This window comes from Mesorhizobium sp. C432A, assembly GCF_030323145.1.
Lineage (GTDB): Bacteria > Pseudomonadota > Alphaproteobacteria > Rhizobiales > Rhizobiaceae > Mesorhizobium.
In genome coordinates this window covers 3,720,246-3,737,721 of the sequence record NZ_CP100470.1, presented here as the reverse complement: position 1 = coordinate 3,737,721, position 17,476 = coordinate 3,720,246, and the positions used below count along the sequence as shown (strand labels likewise).

Sequence of the window (17,476 nt, the reverse complement as noted above, 5' to 3'; positions counted from 1 at the left end):
CGTGGCCGGCCGCTTCATGATGCCCTTGGGCGCCGTGCCTGAGTGCTCCTGGACGCGTTTCCATAGCCTCTCGCGCATTTCCCGGTGCCGCGCTCAGCTATCAGAGCGAAGGCCGGCTTGCCCGCTTCACGCTCGACGCCGAGCAGATCGAACTCGTCGATCGCATAGCACTTTGCCTTCAGCCAGTTGGTCGACGGACCGCTGCGGTGTTTGCTGTCGCGGCGCTTCGAGAAAAGCATGCCAACAAGACCGCGCATCTCGTCATGTGCCACGATACGGGTTTCAGCAGGGCCGTCATTTACCCGAGAGGCGACGCGGGTGCTGAGGGTCACCACGTTCGGGGATGTCTTCCCGAAACGTCACAACCGCGCTCGTAATCTTTCGGTCAGGTAAATCCGAGAATGTGTCACTGCGGGCGTGGTGGCGCTCCTGCAAAGACCTCAAGAATGGTGCAGTCCTTAGTGGTCAATTGGCAACGATCGAAAGTGGGCACGGCACGTTTCCAGCCGGCCTCTGAAACAATCCGGCGTCAAGCAGTTGAGCGGGCGGGAAACCTACCCTGCGCCGGGCAAGGACACCCGGCACAGGGTTACACTCCCGCGACCGGGCTGCCCGCGTGAGTGAGCAGACGGATCGAAACGCCCATGTCTAGCCCGCCGCAATGGTCGAAGGCGCCGGCGCGCGCCGATCGGCTACATCGACGGAGGGGGCTGGCCCACCTCAAGCACCAGCAATTCGTGCCGACGCCCGTCCCGGGCGGTCCACATGATGGACTGCCCAGCCGAAAGGCCGATCAGAGCCGTGCCGATCGGCGTGAGTATCGAAACCTTGCCTTCGGAGATGTCCGCATCGCCAGGGAAAACCAGCGTCACCGTTTTCGGATCGCTGGTGTCGGGCTTGAACGTTACAGTCGAGCCCATCCGGACCGCGCCGGCGGAGACCCAGCCATCGGCCACGATGCGAGCCCGCTCGAGTTCGGCGAGCAACTCATCCGACGCCTCCGGGGTTCGTGCGGCAACGGTGTTCGCGAGGGCCGACAAACGTGCGTGATCCGACTGCGTGATTCGGATGTTCGGCTTGCGCCGGCTTTTCTTGGTGACTTGCATTTGAATACTCATGTTTCTGCCTGGCGTCGGACCTGCCAAGGGATCGCCAACGATTGTCAGTGCGACGGAAATCTATGCTGAACGCGCCGATGTTGCAGGGCCGATGCGGCCCTGCGCCAATGTCACATGTCGATTTTACATGTTCACCCCTCGGCTCGGGGCGCGCATGGCAGCCGAGCCGAGGGTTACGATCCCGCTATGGGGCAAACCCGGAAAAGGAAATCCCGACGGATTTTGGCAGCGGCGCACATAGCCCTATAGTTGGTAAAGGAATCTGAGGAGTCAAGGCGGCCACGCGAGCCTGAACCCAGATGCCGGCAGATCGATCTTGATCTGGGGGAGTACGACACCGTTCACCACTAACAACGGCAGGAGTCCGCACTCCCCTTCTGAGAGGAGGCGAAATCAGCAGCGTCAATCCACTAGCGCGGCGGTTGATGTCTCGAGCGCCGCTCTTCCGGCCAAAGCGCTGGGGCAGCACCACGAGCACGACGGCCTCGAAGCGGAAAGGTCGCCTAAACGTAGCCGAACTCGCTGATGTGAAGACCGCGACAGGTGCAGCACCAGAAACGCGCGTGAGCGCAAGGCTCAGGCGCCTGAACCAGAATGTTTCAAGGTCGAGTGGTCGCTAGCGTCTAACCATTCGGCCCACGGCAATCAAAATACATGCACCGATGAAGCCGGCGGCAAGATAGCCAAGCCAGCCGGTCAACGATATCCCCACAAGTCCGAGAAGGACGTTGGCGAGGATGGCGCCGACGATCCCCAAAATGATGTTCATGAGCACGCCCATATTGCTTTTCATGAACATCTCGGCGAGCCAGCCGGCGATACCGCCGATGACGATCGCAGCTATCCAACCGACACCTGGATTTTCCATAGTTCCCCCTTTTCCTTGAACCTAAATTGGTTCGGCGGGGAAACGTCCCATAAGTCAATAAAGTTCCGCGACTGTCTGAGCTAGACTCAGCAGTCGCGTCGCCGGGCCGCTGCGCGCGACTTGCGGGCGATCGCCACTACGGCCCAGCAGGGACAGCTCTTGCATGCGGTGGCGTGGTCATTGCCCAGCATCGCATCTGAGACCCATGGCTGGTGCAAAAAGATCATGACATTGAATTTCACTCTTTACAGGAACAAGTGTCTTTTCTCGGGATTAGGAACGGCGTCGAACCCCAAAGGAGACTCGCGCAGTCGTCGGGAACATCCAGCGGCACGAACGGAACGTCCGGCTCATCGGCGGGTCGGGTATGACTTCTACGTCCGGCTCCGGCCAAAGCGGTATCCCGAGCGGCTGGGACAGCAAGCTCTCCGGCTCATTCTTCAGCGACGCCAATTTGGGAAGACTTCTGTCGCAGGATGAGATCCGCAAGAACTGGTCGTTCCTGAGCTCTGAACAGCAGGCACAGGTTCGCTCCGACTGCTCGAGAATGACGGCCAGTAACGGCACTGGTTCTGGCACAACGACCGGCACGGCAGGTAGCTCAGGTTCGACCGGCAATGATACAACGGCGAGTATCGGCACCGGCTCTGGCATAGCCACCGGCACGTCAGGCAGCTCTGGTTCGACCGGCAGCAACACCACGGCCAGTAACAGCACTGGTTCGGGCGCGAACTCGGCTGCTCAAATGGCTTCGATGCAGCAGCTCTGCACCCAAGTCCAAGGGATGTGACTGAATGCGGGCTCCGGGCCGGCTTAGCCGAAATAAGAAGAGGCCTTGAAGGCCCGCACGTCGCTTTGGCTTGGTAGCAATTTCGGCGCTGAAGTCGGTCGGTGATCGGTGTCAGAACTTCGCGTTAGCCGGGCGACAAGTGCCTGAACGCCCTCGCTAGGAGTAATGCCGAGACTCTGGAATTGCCTTCCGAACTTGGAGAAGGTTAGCTGCGAGTTCCCTTCCCTCTCGGCTAACGCCAGATGGACAATGTCTGTGCGCCGCTGGTGCCGTCTGTCGCATGGCCTCCAGTCATCTTTTTTCGCTGTCCGGGAATAAAACGCCGGCCGCCCTGGTCTTCCATGCATACGCTGCTGATTGACCTTGAAGGAACGCCGCACTGCAAACCCACACATTGCCGAGCACGACGGTATCGGTCGACGCGTTCCAGGACCTCTGGAAGGCGATAGGTCGGCCGCCTGCGGCCGGCTGGCTCACCTGTCTGCCGAAGGTGCTGCCGCGGTCGGGATCGGGAAAGCTCAGGTGCCGCGGATGCGAAATGGGTCGTGAATTCGGCAATGCTTGTGCTCGAGAAGCATCCATCTGGATGCATGTTTGCGGTCCAGTGTGTGATTGACATCAATGCGACGTTTGCCCTCACATTCAACGCAGTGGCGACCCGGGATGTTTCCTCTGGGTTCGATCGCAACGCAGAACCATTCTCGCCAAATGAGCGTACGAGCTCGAGGCGAGGCGCATATGACGGTGTACCGATGCTGAGCAGCAATGCGCAGGCCGACCGCTTCGGCGAAGTGGTGATGCCTCATCTCGCCGACGCGCTTTCGCTGGCCCGGTGGCTGACCGGCAATGCCACCGACGCTGAGGATGTCGTGCAGGACGCCTGCATGAAGGCACACGCCAACATCGCAAGCTATGCCGGAGGGAATGCACGCGCCTGGCTGCTCACCATCGTTCGCAACTCGTGCTACACATGGCTGGCGCGCAATCGCCCGCGCAGCATCGTCTCGGTAGGCGACCTCGGTGATCTCGACGAGGTGAGCGCCGCTCACGCAGTCGATCCGACTGAGAGCGAAAGTCCGGAGGCGAGCCTGATTGCCAAGGCAGACGTGGCGGCCCTGGAGGCGGCGATCGCCGCTCTGCCGCAACCCTTTCGAGAAACGCTCGTGCTGCGCGACGTCAATGGCCTGGCCTACCGTGATATCGCAGCCATGCTGGACGTGCCGATGGGCACGGTGATGTCACGGCTGGCGCGGGCGCGCGGCCTGCTGATCTCTGACCTTGGGAGGGCGCAATGAGCGCGCACAACGATGGATTGCCCGAGGACGCCGCAGGCATGAACCTGATGCTGCACGCGCTGGTCGATGGCGAGCTCGACGCCGCCGCGGCCATAGCTGTCGAGCGGCGCATCGCCGCCGATCCCAAGCTGGCGGCCGAACATGCCCGCATCATCGTCTTGCAAGGGGCTGTGGCAAGGCTTCCGAAGCCCCGAGTGAGCGACGAGTTCAGCGCGCGCATTGCAGCCATGGCCGCGTCCAGCCGCGTCGAGGTGCTGCGGCCCAGAGCGCCGATACGGGCGAAGTCGGCTCGAACGTGGTGGTCGGCGCGCAACTTCGGATCATTCGATTGGCGCGCCATGGCGGCCTCGATCATGATCAGCGCAGTTCTGGCCAGCGGCGCGACGCAATGGGCGATGCAGCCCAGCGTAGCCGATAGCTTTGCCGCAGGGGTAGCCAGCGGCCACCAACGCAGCCTGCTGGCGACGAGCCCGGTGGATGTTGTCTCGTCGGACCGACACACGGTGAAGCCATGGCTCGACGCAAGGCTCGGCCTTTCGCCGCCGGCGCCGGACATGGCCAAGGACGGATTTGCACTCATCGGTGGCAGGGTCGAGGTCATCGGCGGCCGGGCGGTGCCAGCGCTGGTCTATCGCCACCGCGAACATCTGATCACCCTTGTGGCCGAGCCGCAAAATGCCGGGGTGGTTACCGACCCGGTCGATCTCTCGGAGGGCGGTTTTTCGCTTGTGCAATGGAGCGACGGCGCCTTCTCATACTGGGCAATTTCCGACATGGAGCGGCCGGAGATCGACGACTTCGTGGCGCGCTTCCGCGCCGCCATCGTGACGGGCTGATAACCGTCTGTCGAAGCCTCTTCAGCCGATATCAAGTGCGATGTCACTGTTGGCTCAGCTCCTTACACGGGCTGAGACTACGGCAGCAGCATGGTGCCGACCTTGGACGTGCGCATGCAGCGTCGGCCCCAGTTCCGGGCGGGCGCCGCCCCTGATTTCGGGACCTCCAAAAGAATTTCGCGCCGCCCGGGAATAAAGGGACGTCCTGATGGGTCTTCTTGTTAGCGGGGCCAGTTTCCCGGCACGCACCCAAGAAACGAAAAAAGGACCTACCGAAATGACCAAGCTCGCTCTCAGCGTGGCTGCCATGCTGCTTGCCTCAAGCGCTGCCTTTGCCGGCAGCGACCACGGCGGCAACAATTCCAACCAGCCGGTCGCTACCGTTGACACCAATGCCACTGCTTCCATTTCCCCCTCCCCGCGCCAAGCCGGCGTCGACACCATGGTGACGACCGGGCCGCGCCAGGGGTCGGTTCAGGACATCATCACCAGGCACAACAACGACGGCATCTGGGGCCGCTGAAGACACCCTTCCGAACATCTTCTCTTACCACTCACGATGGAGAGCCAAACCTTTGGCTCTCCATCATCACCCCATAAGGCTGCAGGAGATCACCTATGTTCATGATGACACGTCGCACGTTGCTTGGAACCACGCTCGCCGCGACCGCCTTCGGTCTGGCCGGCAAGCTGGAACTCACCCGTCCCGCCTTCGCCGAAACGTCGGTCGAGCCGACCGTCGGCTTCTACAAATACAAGGTCGGTGATATCGAGGTCACCGCCATCTATGACGGCATCTGGCGCAAGCCGCACGACCCGGCCTTCATCAAGGATGTTTCCGTCGAGGACACCAAGGCAGCGCTTGCCAAGGCCGGCCTGACGACAGACTTCATGCCCATCCCGCTCACCGTCATCGTCCTCAAGATGAACGGCAGGCTGATCATGATGGATGCCGGATCGGGCGTCGGCCAATGGCAGACCAATGCCACCCATCTGCCGGCCAACATGGCCGCCGCCGGCATCGACTATAAGACGATCGACACCATCATGATCTCGCATTTCCACCCCGACCATGTCTGGGGCCTGATGGAAAAGGGGACCGATGCACCGGTGTTCCCCAATGCCGAACTGATCGTCAACGCCACGGAATACAATTGGTGGACCGACCCCAGCCGGCTGGCCAAGCTGCCGGAAGGCCGCAAGCCGGCGGGCAAGCGCATCGCCGAAAATTTTCCGAAATGGAAGAACTGGAAGCTGGTCAATGACGGCGCCGAAGTCGCACCCGGCATCCAGATCATCGCTGCGCCCGGCCACACGTCGGGACATTCGGTCTACCTCGCCAACTCCGGCAAGGAACAGCTGATGATCTCGGCCGACACCATGTATGTGCCCGCCCTTCTGGCGCCGCATCCGGAGTGGCAGGGCAGTTACGACCAGGACGGGCCGATGGCGATCACCACGCGGCACAAGCTGATCGATCGCGTGATCGCCGACAACATCCGGATCTCGGGTTCGCATTTCCCGTTCCCCGGCACCGGCGTCTTCGTGAAAGACGGCAATGCCTATGGTTTCACCCCAGTTCAGATTTGAGCGCGAGCTCCCAACCCAAGCGAGAAAGATGATGAAACAATCCTATCTGGGCAAGCACGCCCTGTTTGGCCTGCTTGGCGCCATTGCCGTGCTGACCATCGTTCCCGTGGCCACTATCATGCCGGCCTATGCGGTCGACGACATCGAGGGCACCGATGCACCCGACCTCACCGCCGTCCAGGCCAAGATCGCCGTCAAGGACTACAAGGGCGCGCTGGCCGATCTGCGTGATCTCGCGCAGGACAACCAGCAGGCCGACGTCTACAACCTGCTCGGCTTCACGTTGCGCAAGACCGGCGATTTCACCACCGCGCTGACCTACTACAACAAGGCGCTCGAGCTGAAGCCCGACCACAAGGCCGCCCGCGAATATCTGGGCGAACTCTATGTAGAGACCGGCGACATGGCCAAGGCCAACGAGCAGTTGGCGTCGCTGCAGAAGCTGTGTCCCGCCGGCTGTGAAGAACTCGAAGACCTCCACAAGGCCATCGACACCAAGGTGACCAAGTAAAACCAGGCAGGCGCTGCAAGGCGCCTGCTCCTTTCCCATGGAGCCCATCGTGACAACGACACAAACCGCCTGGAAACCACATCTCACCGACTCGACCCTGCTGACGGGTCGCCTGCTGCTCTCATTGCTCTTCGCGCATGAAGGCCTGGAGCTGGCGACGCATTTCGCCGGTGCAGCCAAGGCGATGACGGCGCTCGGCGTCAGCCTGCCGCTTTTAATAGCCACCATAGCGCTGCAGCTGGGAGCTGGCTTTTCGGTCGGCCTTGGTCTGCTGACGCGTGTGGGCGCGGTGGCGCTCGGACTGTTCTGTTTGGCAACGGCAGCTTTGTTCCACACCAATTTCGCCAACCAGAACGAATTGCTGCATTTCGAAAAGGATCTCGCCATAGCGGGCGGCATGTTCGTCCTGGCCATAGCCGGCGCCGGCGCGATATCTCTCGACAGGGTGCTGAACGGCCTCGTGAAGCGCCGGCAACAGGACAGAGAGACGGTTGCGGCGCTCATAGCGGCCGGTAAGCCTCTCTCGGTGGGCGATATCAAGCTTCCACTCTAAATCGCCAAGACGCCGGGTCCCATATCAACCCGCCCGCCCGATCCGAACGCTACAAACGCCTCGGGCAACCCCTGATGACGAAAGCCGTTCATGGCGGGTTGTTTATCGACGTCCGCTTTTCGGCACGAATAGGAACGCCCTATCGGCCGATATGAGGCGCATCGCTGCCTTTCATCGAACGTGCCCGCACTGGTCCACCAACGCGAAAGTTGCATGTGACAGGAGCGCTCAACTCTCGGCAATAAGAAGGCCGGCCGCTCTCCACCCAGACGCGGCGGGCTTTTGCTTTGCAGATGCCAGGACCCGGTCGAGGGCTGGCGCAATCCATTGATCAGAACGCTACAGCAGGATGTGCGCCTTGTGCGCGATCAGACCAGCCAAGATGATTATCACCGCCAAGATCACTGCCCATGAAGAGGTTGCGGGCGACAAGCGCCTTTCTTCCCGCGTACCGCTTCATCTCGCCAGCGCTTAGCCTGGTCAGCCCCTATGTTCATCTTGACCATCGGTTCGGTTGCCTTATCGACCACAACAGGGAAGCGCCGCGACATTGCGCCAGCGCAGGGTAAGGGTTTGCCTGCCCGTTCTGGCTGAGTCGGCGCACCGTCTTAAGCTGAACTTCGGAAAAATTTCGTCACAGCGACAGTTGACGATAAGCTGATCTGGCCCTGTCTCGTTCTCGTGGCCTCGCGCTTGTCGCCAATTAGATCTACACAAGAATATCCGGTCCCTAATGCGGCATCGGCTTTCATCTCGCCGCACACAAGAGGGCGCGACACAGTCGTAGGTGAATTCAATCTAGGGAACTGGCTGGCTTTGCGCCCTACTCCGCCGGGGTCTTCTCCAGCGCCGGCGCGCCGCTCTTTCGGCCAAAGCGCTGGACGACGAAGCGGCCCGCCTTCTGGCCGGGGACCTCGATCAGAGTGTAGGTGATCCAGGACAGCGACGTCACCGTCGGCAGCACAACGGCAACGACGATGGCGAAGCGCAGCGGCGCCAACAATTGGTGGCCGAACTCACTGATGACGAACGCCGCGACGGGCTGCAGCACCAGCAGATGGATCAGGTAGATGCTGAAGGAAAGCTCGCCCATCAGGTGGAAGAACCGGTTGCTGAGCGTCACGGCGATCGCTCGCGCCAGCGTTCCCGCCCTTCCAGGCAGCATGCGGTAGAGAACCAGGGCAAAGAAGCCCGCCACCAGCGCTTCGCGCACCAGAAGCTTGCCCAGCCCCTGGTCGCCGCCAAAGGGCAGCGCCGCCAGCAGCAGCGCCAGTGCCAAGTACAGGATAGATCGCGGCTGGCTCTGACGCACGACTCCGGCCAGCAGCATCCCGCACAGGAATATCTGTATCTTGAGCGGCAGAAAGGACGGCATCGGAAAATGGATCGACAACAGCCGCATCGCAAACACGATGACGCAGCCGGCCGCCGCGACCACAAGGGCGCTCCTGATCCAGTCCAGCCTGCGCACCAGCAGCATGACGGCCGGGAACACGGCATAGAACTGCATCTCCAGCCCCAGGCTCCAGTCAGGCAGCGGCGTGCGATAGGCGAGGTTCGGCACCAGCCCAAACAGGAACGTGAGATGAGCGACGATGTTTTTCAGGCTGCCGTCGAGGTAGCGTTCCGGGGCCTGGTGCGATCTGGAGAGGAAATCGTCGATTATGATCCTGCAATCGTAGAGATAGGGGCCAAGCGCCAGCGCCAGGCAAAGCATGACATAGAACAGCGGCGCGATCCTGAAATAGCGGCGCGTCCAGAATTTCAGCCAGGTTTCCGGTCTTTGCCAAGGCTCCTTTTCCTGGCGCAGCTGATAGTGGAACACCATCAGGAAGCCGGACAGCATGATGAACAGGTCGACGCCGAGATCCGGCTCGCCGACGACCGGAATCTGCCAGCCGGTCAAAAGCATGCAGTGCCCGACCAGCACCCAGATCGCCGCAAGCGCGCGAAGCCCGTCCAGGCATTCGATGCGCGACGACTTGATGATGCTGGTTTCGTAGCTGGCCATGTTGCACTGCAGCATGGCGCCTGAGCAGCGATTGTCAACCCGGTGAGCGATGACGAATTGCGGTTACGAGTGCTGGACCGACCCTCGTATCGCCGCGATCCATAAGTGGGTTTCGGACGAGGCCACGTGGCCCTGAAGGCCGGCACGGTCAGCCGCGCCAAACGGCGACAATTGGGCGCACTGCTGCTCGACAGCTTGTGAGCCGTGTTTGGACGGCTCTCCGTTAGCGAGGGTCCTATTTGAGCGCTCTGCTTTTGGGATTCCGCTGGGGCCAGCTCAAAGACCTATCTGAGGCGCAAAGCGGACGCCAGGAAAGGTCTAGAATGGGGGCCGAATGCGGACTGGCGGCTTTCAGTGCACAGCAATAAACAACGTATGATAGCGTTATAGCTTTTGAGGCAAGCCCAAACGGCTTTCTCTTTCGGGCCGGGTTGCATAAGGCTGCACTCCAAACATGGCTTTCAAGAAAGCTGGACGATTCCGTCAAGCGCCGCGTAGACCGAGATTCGCAGCCAACGGTCCATGCTTCGCGCGAGGCCGGGGTCGCCGCTGAGGAAAAGGCCGCCCCTCTCTTTCTCACGCTCGATGCTGGAGCGGCCCTCCAGGATGGCTCCCAGCGAAACAACGCCGGTCTCGACGTAAAGATCGACGTCCCGGCCGGGGTCGAGCGAGCATAGCTCGGGCAAGTCTGAGCCTGGCTCGACCACAAACCAGTAATGGGGACACCTCGGTGGGGGATCGTCGCGGAAATGGAAGCGGATGACGGCGCGCCGCCGCGGCAGTTCAGCGAGGTCAATCTTTCGCCGCACAGCCCACATGAGGGTCGAAACATCCACGTCGGCGAGCGCGATCTCCGCCTCGATGTTGCATTGCGCCCATTCCGCCAGCGCGTTCATCGCCGGCTCGAGCCTTATCGACTTTTCGGTACGGAAATAGCTGATGGTGCCCGTCGCCTCGTCCTCGACCCGCTCGACCAGGCCCAACGCTTCCATGTCCTTGAGCCGCCTCGACAAGAGGGCGGACGAGACGTTGCCCACCCCCTTGCGAATGTCATTGAAGCGGGTCGAGCCGTTCCAGAGTTCCGTCAGGATTTGGATCGTCCAGCGGGGCTCCAGGAACTCGCAGGCGTGCGAGATCGGGCAGACCAGTCCGTAAGGCCGTCGCGTCATGGCTGACCGCTCCTTTGCCGCAGGTTAGGCCTTGCGGAGCTCTAAGGCCAGTTCACAATCTGAAGCGGAGCGCTTCCGAAGATGCGCTGGCGCCTTCCCGTCCTCTGCCATGATGGTGGTCGTCATCGTGCATCCCCAACGGAGGCTCCCATGACCTGGCGTAACATCACGCAAACGACACTAGGCGAGACCGCACTGCGCGTGCCGCGCACTTTTTTTGACCTCGAACGGCTGCTGGCCCTTGTCCGTGAGTGGCGGACCCGCCGCAACATAAAGCGTGGGCTTGGTCACCTGTCCAACTTCCTTCTGCGCGACGTTGGCTTAACCAAAGCAGACGTCGAGGCGGCCTGCGCCGACAGTTTCGATACATCCGCCTCTCTCGCGCTTAAGAGTGCAGCGCAGAACCAGACGGGAAATTGGTGAGAACGGAAAGCCCCGCGGGCTGAGGCCGCTTGAGGGCGGCAATTGATCAGCCGAATTAGGGCCCATTTTTTAACAACGATTTTGAGGCGCAACCGCGGCGTCCGGCGTGGTTGCCGGCGATGTCTCCATCCGCAGCAAAATTGAACTCTCTGGCCGAGTTAAGGCGCATTGCTGACCGGTAGATTTTTTGAGCCGAAAGCTGATCGACTGGTTGTAGAACAAGGTCCAAAGAAGCTGGCACTCTGCCTACGACCTCATCTCGGACATATTCACATCTGCAATAGCTCCGAAAGCCGGCGCTCAGGTGCATCACCAACCGGCCGCGCTGCGTCACAAACAGGCGTTGCAGGTCACAAACTTGACGCTGGGCTGGCCAAAGCCGACACTGAGCAGATAAAAACAGGAGCACCTCAGTGGGAGGGCCTGACTCCGACTCTGAGATCACGATCAGCTCGCTCCGATCCGAGTTGACAGCGGCGCGCGAAGAAAATCGGGTACGCACCGCTGAGGTCGCCAATCTCCTTGAACAGCAGAATGCGACGAGTGCTATCCTCAGGGTGATCGCCGCGTCCCCGACCAACATCCAACCGGTACTGCAGACGCTAGTCGACTCGGCTATACGCTTGGCCGGGGCGGACATCGGCGCAATCACGTTGCGCGTTGGCGATACGTTGCGGTTCATGGCAGGCGGCGGGCAGGCTGCTGAGCTGCATGCATACGAACGGGCCAACCCACATGTCGTGGGACGAGGGACGTTCCAGGGCCGCGCCGCGCTGGAGGGATTGACGATCCATGTGGCGGATGCGCTTGAAGACCCGGAATACGAAAGGCCTGAGGCCGCAATCATCGGCAATTTCCGCGGAGTACTTTCAGTCCCGCTGAAGCGGGGTCAGGAGACCATCGGCGTATTCGGCATGGCGCGGCGGACGATCGGGCTATTTTCACCGCGCCAAGTCGAACTGGTCGAGAGCTTCGCCGACCAGGCTGTGATCGCGATCGAAAATGCCCGGCTGATCGAGAAAGTCGAGGGGCACAATCGTGAACTCGCTGAGTCGCTGGATCAGCAGACAGCGACGGGCGCAATATTGCAAGTGATCGCCGGGTCTCCCACGGATATTCAGCCTGTACTGGACGCCGTCGCTGAAAGTGCCGCTCGGCTCTGCGACGCCTATGACGCAACGATCTATCTGCTGCGCTCCGACAGGCTGGCTGTGGGAGCGCATCACGGACCAATTCCGGTTGACAGTGCTGGCTTCCCGGTCGCGCGCGACATCGTTACCGGCCGGGCCGTATTGGATCGAGTGCCAGTCCACGTTCACGACTTGACCATCGCTGGAGAGGAGTTTGCAACCGGCCGAATGATGGCTCAACGTCTTGGTTTTCGCGCGATTCTCGCCACTCCGCTGTTGCAGGAAGGAAAAGCAATCGGAGCGCTTATGATCCGGCGCATCGAGGCGCGACCCTTTAGCGACAGCCAAATTGGCCTGCTTAAAACTTTCGCCAACCAGGCCGTCATCGCGATCGGCAATGTGCGGCTCTTCGAAGAGGTGCAGGCCCGCACCGCCGAACTTGGCGAAGCATTACAGCAGCAGACCACGACCGCGGATGTGCTAAAGGTCATAAGCCGCTCCGCATTCAACCTGCAGAGCGTCCTGCAGACACTTATCGATTCTGCGGTGAGGCTCTGCGGTGCGAAAACGTCTGGCATCTTTATGCGCGAAGGCGATGTCTTCCGGCTTGCGGCAGGCTACGACCAAACTCCGGAGTATCGCGCGTATGAAGAGGCTAATCCGAGTCCGATCAGCCGACAATCCTGGGTCGGCCGAACAGCACTCGACAAGGCAGTCGTCCATATTCCGGATGTTACCAAGGACACAGAACATGGCCTTCCCGAAGCTCCGCGACTCGGAGGTTATTCGGCTGTGCTCTGTGTACCGCTAATGCGCGAAGGATCGGTAATTGGCGTCTTCGCAATGACGCGACCTGAACCCGGGGCCTTCACCGATAGCCAGATCGAACTTGTCCAGACCTTTGCCGACCAGGCCGTAATTGCGATCGAGAACGTCCGCCTTTTCGAGGAGGTGCAGCAGCGGACACGGGAGGCCACAGAGGCGCTGGAGTACCAGACGGCGACCAGCGATGTGCTTAGCGTTATCAGCCGCTCGCCCACCGATGGGCAGCCAGTTTTTAATATGATCGCGCAAAGCGCCGCCCGTCTATGCGAAGCACAGTTCTGCTTTGTTTACAGATTTGACGGCGAGCTTCTTCATTTCGTCGCGCATCACGGCATCACCGAAGAAAGCGTTGAGATCGTGCGCAACACCTTTCCCGTGGCACCTACTCGCGGCAGCGCTGCCGAAAGGGCAATTCTATATCTTGACGTGGCGCAGATCCCGGACCTCACCTTGGATAGTGAATTCACGCATCGCGCCGCAGCGGCTTTTTCAGGCCTGCGCAGTGCTGTTGCCGTGCCGATGCTGCGTGACCGCCTGCCCATCGGTTGCATAGCAGTCGGGCGTGCTGAGACGGGCTTTCTTGCCGCTAAGCAAGTCGAACTTCTGAAGACCTTCGCCGACCAGGCCGTGATCGCCATCGAAAATGTCCGCCTGTTTGATGAGGTCAAGGCGCGGACCGCGGAGCTGAGCGAGTCGCTTCAGCAGCAGACAGCGACAGCAGACGTGCTCAAGGTCATCAGCCGGTCGGCCTTCGACCTGCAGAACGTCCTTGACACCCTGGCAGAGTCCGCCGCGCACCTCTGCGACGCGGACATTGCCGATTTCTATCGTCTGGTCGACGACGGATTTCAGTGGACCACGACCTTCAGCCGAGATCCGGAAGCCGCCCCTGCCCATACCAAGATCATGCGCCGGCCGGGGCGCGAATCGGTGTCGGGGCGCGTTCTGCTGGAAAAGAAAACCGTTCACGTACCGGATTTCGAAGCCGATCCCGAGTTCACCTTCACCGACGTGGCGCGGCAGCGCGGCGTTCGCTGCATTCTCGGCGTTCCGCTCCTGCGCGGCACGGAGCTGATGGGGTTGCTTCTGGTCATGCGCAAGGCGCCCGGGCCGTTCTCGCCAAAGCAGATTGAGCTAGTCGAGACTTTCGCCGATCAGGCTGTCATCGCCATCGAGAACGCGCGGCTGTTCGAGGAGGTGCAGACGCGCACGGCGGAATTGAGCGAGTCGCTGCAGCAGCAGACGGCGACGGCCGACGTGCTGAAGGCGATCAGCCGCTCTACGTTCGACCTGCAGCCGGTTCTCGACACGCTGGTGGAATCAGCGGCCAAGCTGTGCGACGCGGACACGAGCGTGATCTTCAAACGCGACGGCGATCTCTACCGGTGGTCGGCCGAGTACGGCAATTTGCCTGAAGCCGCGGTTTTCGCCAAAGCCAATCCCTTTGCCCCTAGCCGCGACAGCATCACTGGAAGGGTGGCCCTCGAAGCCCGTGCCGTCCACGTGTCGGACGTGCTCGCCGACCCGGACTACGGGGCAACGCAGCTTCAGAAGCTCGGCGGCTACCGGACCATTTTATGCGTTCCGATCTTGCGCGAAGGCGCGCCGGTCGGCGTATTCGCGCTGACGCGGTCACAGGTACGGGACTTCACGCCGAGGCAGATCGAGCTCGTCGAGACGTTTGCCGACCAGTCCGGCATAGCGATCGAGAACGTCCGGCTGTTCGACGAGGTGCAGGCGCGTACCCGCGAATTGTCACGCTCGCTCGAAGATCTGAGGACCGCGCAGGACCGCCTCGTGCAAACGGAGAAGCTCGCCTCACTCGGCCAGTTGACCGCCGGTATCGCCCACGAGATCAAGAACCCGCTCAACTTCGTCAACAACTTCTCAGCGCTCTCCGGCGAACTCATCGATGATTTGAGCAGTGTGCTGGCCGGCGCGCCTTTGGAGGCATCCGTGCGCGAAGAGGTTGCCGAGCTGACAGGCATGCTCAAGAGCAATCTCGACAAGGTGGTCCAGCATGGCAAGCGGGCCGATTCCATCGTCAGGAACATGCTGTTGCATTCGCGCGCGGGTTCAGGAGATCATCGTCCGATCGATATCAATGCCGTCGTGGAGGAGAGCCTGAACCTTGCCTATCACGGGGCGCGCGCCGAAAAGCCAGGATTCAACATCACGCTGACGCGGAATTTCGACCCGCAGGCGGGGGATGTCGATCTCTACCCGCAGGAGATCACGCGGGTGCTTCTCAACCTCATCTCCAACGGCTTTTATGCAACGGCCAAGCAGAGCGCGGCTACGAATGGCACGGGCTATGAGCCGACGCTCTCCGCTATGACCAGAAGTCTCGGCGACCGTGTCGAAATCAGGATCCGCGACAACGGCATCGGCATTCCGCCGGAGGTGAAGGAGAAGATGTTCAATCCATTCTTCACGACCAAGCCAGCCGGCGAGGGCACCGGGCTCGGCCTGTCGCTCAGCCACGACATCGTCGTCAAACAGCATGCCGGCACGATCGACGTCGACAGCCAGCCAGGCGAGTTCACCGAGTTCCGGATTGTGCTGCCGCGCGCTGCCGCCTCGCTCGCAAAATCGGGAGGTGAAGCATGAGCCTCCTCATTCTGGTTGTCGACGACGAGCCCGACGTCGAGCCGTTATTTCGTCAGCAGTTCCGCCGCGACATCCGAGCCAGCCGCTTCACCATGGAGTTCGCGCAATCGGCGGTCGATGCGTTGGAGCAGATCGACCACGCCGAAGGGGTGACATTGATCCTGGTGCTGTCTGACATCAACATGCCCGGCATGAGCGGGCTCGAGCTGCTGCCGAAGATCAAGGTGCTGCGGCCCGACGTCCCGGTCATCATGATCACCGCCTATGGCGACGCCGAAACCAAGCGCAAGGCGTTGGAGAACGGCGCCGAAGCGCTGCTGACCAAGCCGATCGACTTTGCGATTCTCAGGCAACAGATCGAAACGCGGCTGGGAATGGTGGCGTGACGGCGCGCATCCTCGTGGTCGACGACGAGCCCGATCTCGAGGTCTTGATCGTCCAGAAGTTCCGGCGTCAGATCCGCGACGGTGCGGTCATTTTTCTCTTCGCCAGCGATGGTGTGGACGCCCTGTCCGTCATCGACGGCAACAGCGACATTGACATGGTGCTGTGCGACATCAACATGCCCCGTATGGACGGCCTGTCGCTCCTGGAGAAGCTGCAGCAGGCCGAGGGGCAGCAGCTTTCGACCGTCATCGTCTCCGCTTACGGTGACATGGCCAACATCCGCACCGCAATGAACCGAGGCGCCTTCGACTTCATCACTAAGCCGATCGACTTTGCCGACCTCGAGACCACGATCGCCAAGACCTTGAAGCATCGCGAGGTGCTGCACGAGGCGCATCGGCGGCAAGCGGTCGCGGAGCGCGCGCATGCATCGCTGTCGCGCTACTTCTCGCCCAATCTGGCCGAGCGGCTGGCCGGCGACGCCGACGGGTTGGCGCTAGCCGGACAGTGGCGCGAGGTCGCCTCGCTGTTCACCGACATTACCAGCTTCACCACGCTGGTGGAAACGATCGACCCTGCCACGCTAGGCGCGCTCCTCAACGACTATTTAGCCGGCATGACCGACGTCGTGTTCGCGCATGAAGGCACCGTCGCCAAGATCGTCGGTGATGCGCTGCATGTCTTGTTCGGCGCGCCTGGCGAGCAGCAGGACCATGCGGCGCGCGCAGTTACCTGCGCGCTCGAGCTCGACGCGCTGTCGCAATCGTTCCGCGATAGCTGGCGCGACAAGGGCGTCGCGGTCGGGACGACCCGCATCGGCGTCCATGCAGGTCCGGCGCTGGTCGGAAATTTCGGCGGAGGCCGCTTTTTCGACTACACCGCTTATGGCGACACCATCAATATCGCGGCGCGGCTGGAAAGCGCCAACAAGCAGTTGGGCACGCGTATCTGCGTCAGCGGGAGCGCGGCTGCAAGGGTCGACGGCTTCCGGGGACGGCCGGTCGGCGATCTGATGCTGCGCGGCAGGGCCGAGGCGCTACGCGCGTTCGAGCCTTTGTCGTCAAAGCAGTATGATGATCCTTCGACGGCGAGCTATCTCGAAGCGTTCGGCAGATTGGAGGCCGGAGATTCAAACGCGCTTACCGCTTTCGCCGCGCAGATCGGGAAATGTCCGGACGACCAACTCGCCAGCTTCCATCTCAAGCGGCTGCTCAACGGCGCCAAGGGAACACGGATCAGCCTCGACTGATCTTCGCGCGACCGTCATGGGACGTCAATTCTATCCGGATAGTTAGACGGCAGGAGCGGGGCGCTGGCGGCCATCAGGCATCTGGCTGCTCTTGGACATCGGCGTTTTGCA

The 17,476-nt window shown here is 61.4% G+C and carries 16 protein-coding genes; 11 read left to right on the top strand and 5 right to left on the bottom strand.

Annotated features, from left to right (window positions below; translation table 11 throughout):
- Positions 1-14 precede the first annotated feature (14 nt).
- The 3 genes from NLY33_RS18025 to NLY33_RS18015 all read right to left on the bottom strand — a co-directional run bounded on the left by NLY33_RS18025 (position 15) and on the right by NLY33_RS18015 (position 1,986).
- The gene (locus tag NLY33_RS18025; protein WP_023709230.1) at positions 15-272 is read right to left on the bottom strand and encodes an ATP-dependent DNA ligase; all 258 of its coding nucleotides are present in this window, start codon (positions 270-272) and stop codon (positions 15-17) included.
- A gap of 420 nt (positions 273-692) precedes the next feature.
- Complete coding sequence (rnk, locus tag NLY33_RS18020) at positions 693-1,106, bottom strand: nucleoside diphosphate kinase regulator (RefSeq protein WP_023707905.1); 414 nt, start codon at positions 1,104-1,106, stop codon at positions 693-695.
- Between the two features lie 628 nt (positions 1,107-1,734).
- Positions 1,735-1,986, bottom strand: coding sequence for a GlsB/YeaQ/YmgE family stress response membrane protein (locus NLY33_RS18015; protein WP_023699916.1), 252 nt, complete (start codon positions 1,984-1,986; stop codon positions 1,735-1,737).
- A gap of 367 nt (positions 1,987-2,353) precedes the next feature.
- On the opposite strand from NLY33_RS18015, the gene NLY33_RS18010 reads away from it, so the two are divergent.
- The 7 genes from NLY33_RS18010 (at position 2,354) to NLY33_RS17980 (ending at position 7,561) form a co-directional block, all read left to right on the top strand.
- Positions 2,354-2,776, top strand: coding sequence for a hypothetical protein (locus NLY33_RS18010; RefSeq protein WP_286438814.1), 423 nt, complete (start codon positions 2,354-2,356; stop codon positions 2,774-2,776).
- A 755-nt stretch (positions 2,777-3,531) separates the two neighbouring features.
- Complete coding sequence (locus NLY33_RS18005; protein WP_023707903.1) at positions 3,532-4,071, top strand: sigma-70 family RNA polymerase sigma factor; 540 nt, start codon at positions 3,532-3,534, stop codon at positions 4,069-4,071.
- The gene (locus NLY33_RS18000; protein WP_023707902.1) at positions 4,068-4,907 is read left to right on the top strand and encodes an anti-sigma factor family protein; all 840 of its coding nucleotides are present in this window, start codon (positions 4,068-4,070) and stop codon (positions 4,905-4,907) included. The genes NLY33_RS18005 and NLY33_RS18000 overlap by 4 nt, the downstream gene beginning before the upstream one ends.
- A 277-nt stretch (positions 4,908-5,184) precedes the next feature.
- A complete protein-coding gene (locus NLY33_RS17995; protein WP_023707901.1) occupies positions 5,185-5,430 on the top strand; it encodes a DUF680 domain-containing protein in 246 nt (81 codons plus the stop codon).
- Between the two features lie 95 nt (positions 5,431-5,525).
- Positions 5,526-6,497, top strand: coding sequence for an MBL fold metallo-hydrolase (locus NLY33_RS17990; RefSeq protein ID WP_286438813.1), 972 nt, complete (start codon positions 5,526-5,528; stop codon positions 6,495-6,497).
- A 31-nt stretch (positions 6,498-6,528) separates the two neighbouring features.
- Positions 6,529-7,008, top strand: a complete 480-nt coding sequence (locus NLY33_RS17985; protein WP_023707900.1) for a tetratricopeptide repeat protein — start codon at positions 6,529-6,531, stop codon at positions 7,006-7,008.
- 37 nt (positions 7,009-7,045) lie between these two features.
- On the top strand, positions 7,046-7,561 hold the full coding sequence (locus tag NLY33_RS17980; RefSeq protein ID WP_031204935.1) for a DoxX family protein: 516 nt from the start codon (positions 7,046-7,048) through the stop codon (positions 7,559-7,561).
- Positions 7,562-8,384: 823 nt separating this feature from the next.
- Here NLY33_RS17980 and NLY33_RS17975 read toward each other — a convergent pair.
- Together NLY33_RS17975 and NLY33_RS17970 are read right to left on the bottom strand one after the other, a co-directional pair.
- Positions 8,385-9,572, bottom strand: coding sequence for an acyltransferase family protein (locus NLY33_RS17975; RefSeq protein ID WP_023707897.1), 1,188 nt, complete (start codon positions 9,570-9,572; stop codon positions 8,385-8,387).
- Positions 9,573-10,033: 461 nt separating this feature from the next.
- Positions 10,034-10,741, bottom strand: a complete 708-nt coding sequence (locus NLY33_RS17970) for a winged helix-turn-helix transcriptional regulator (protein ID WP_023707896.1) — start codon at positions 10,739-10,741, stop codon at positions 10,034-10,036.
- 150 nt (positions 10,742-10,891) lie between these two features.
- Between NLY33_RS17970 and NLY33_RS17965 the strand changes: the two genes are divergently transcribed.
- The 4 genes from NLY33_RS17965 (at position 10,892) to NLY33_RS17950 (ending at position 17,365) form a co-directional block, all read left to right on the top strand.
- Entirely contained in the window at positions 10,892-11,164 is a 273-nt protein-coding gene (locus NLY33_RS17965) for a DUF1127 domain-containing protein (protein ID WP_023707895.1), read from the top strand.
- A gap of 467 nt (positions 11,165-11,631) precedes the next feature.
- Positions 11,632-15,729 carry a GAF domain-containing protein gene (locus NLY33_RS17960; RefSeq protein WP_023707894.1) on the top strand — a complete coding sequence of 1,366 codons (4,098 nt, stop codon included), beginning with the start codon at positions 11,632-11,634 and terminating at the stop codon, positions 15,727-15,729.
- Positions 15,726-16,115 carry a response regulator gene (locus tag NLY33_RS17955; protein WP_023707893.1) on the top strand — a complete coding sequence of 130 codons (390 nt, stop codon included), beginning with the start codon at positions 15,726-15,728 and terminating at the stop codon, positions 16,113-16,115. Before NLY33_RS17960 ends, NLY33_RS17955 begins: the two co-directional genes overlap by 4 nt.
- Positions 16,112-17,365, top strand: coding sequence for an adenylate/guanylate cyclase domain-containing protein (locus NLY33_RS17950; protein WP_023707892.1), 1,254 nt, complete (start codon positions 16,112-16,114; stop codon positions 17,363-17,365). Before NLY33_RS17955 ends, NLY33_RS17950 begins: the two co-directional genes overlap by 4 nt.
- The last annotated feature ends 111 nt before the right edge of the window (positions 17,366-17,476 follow it).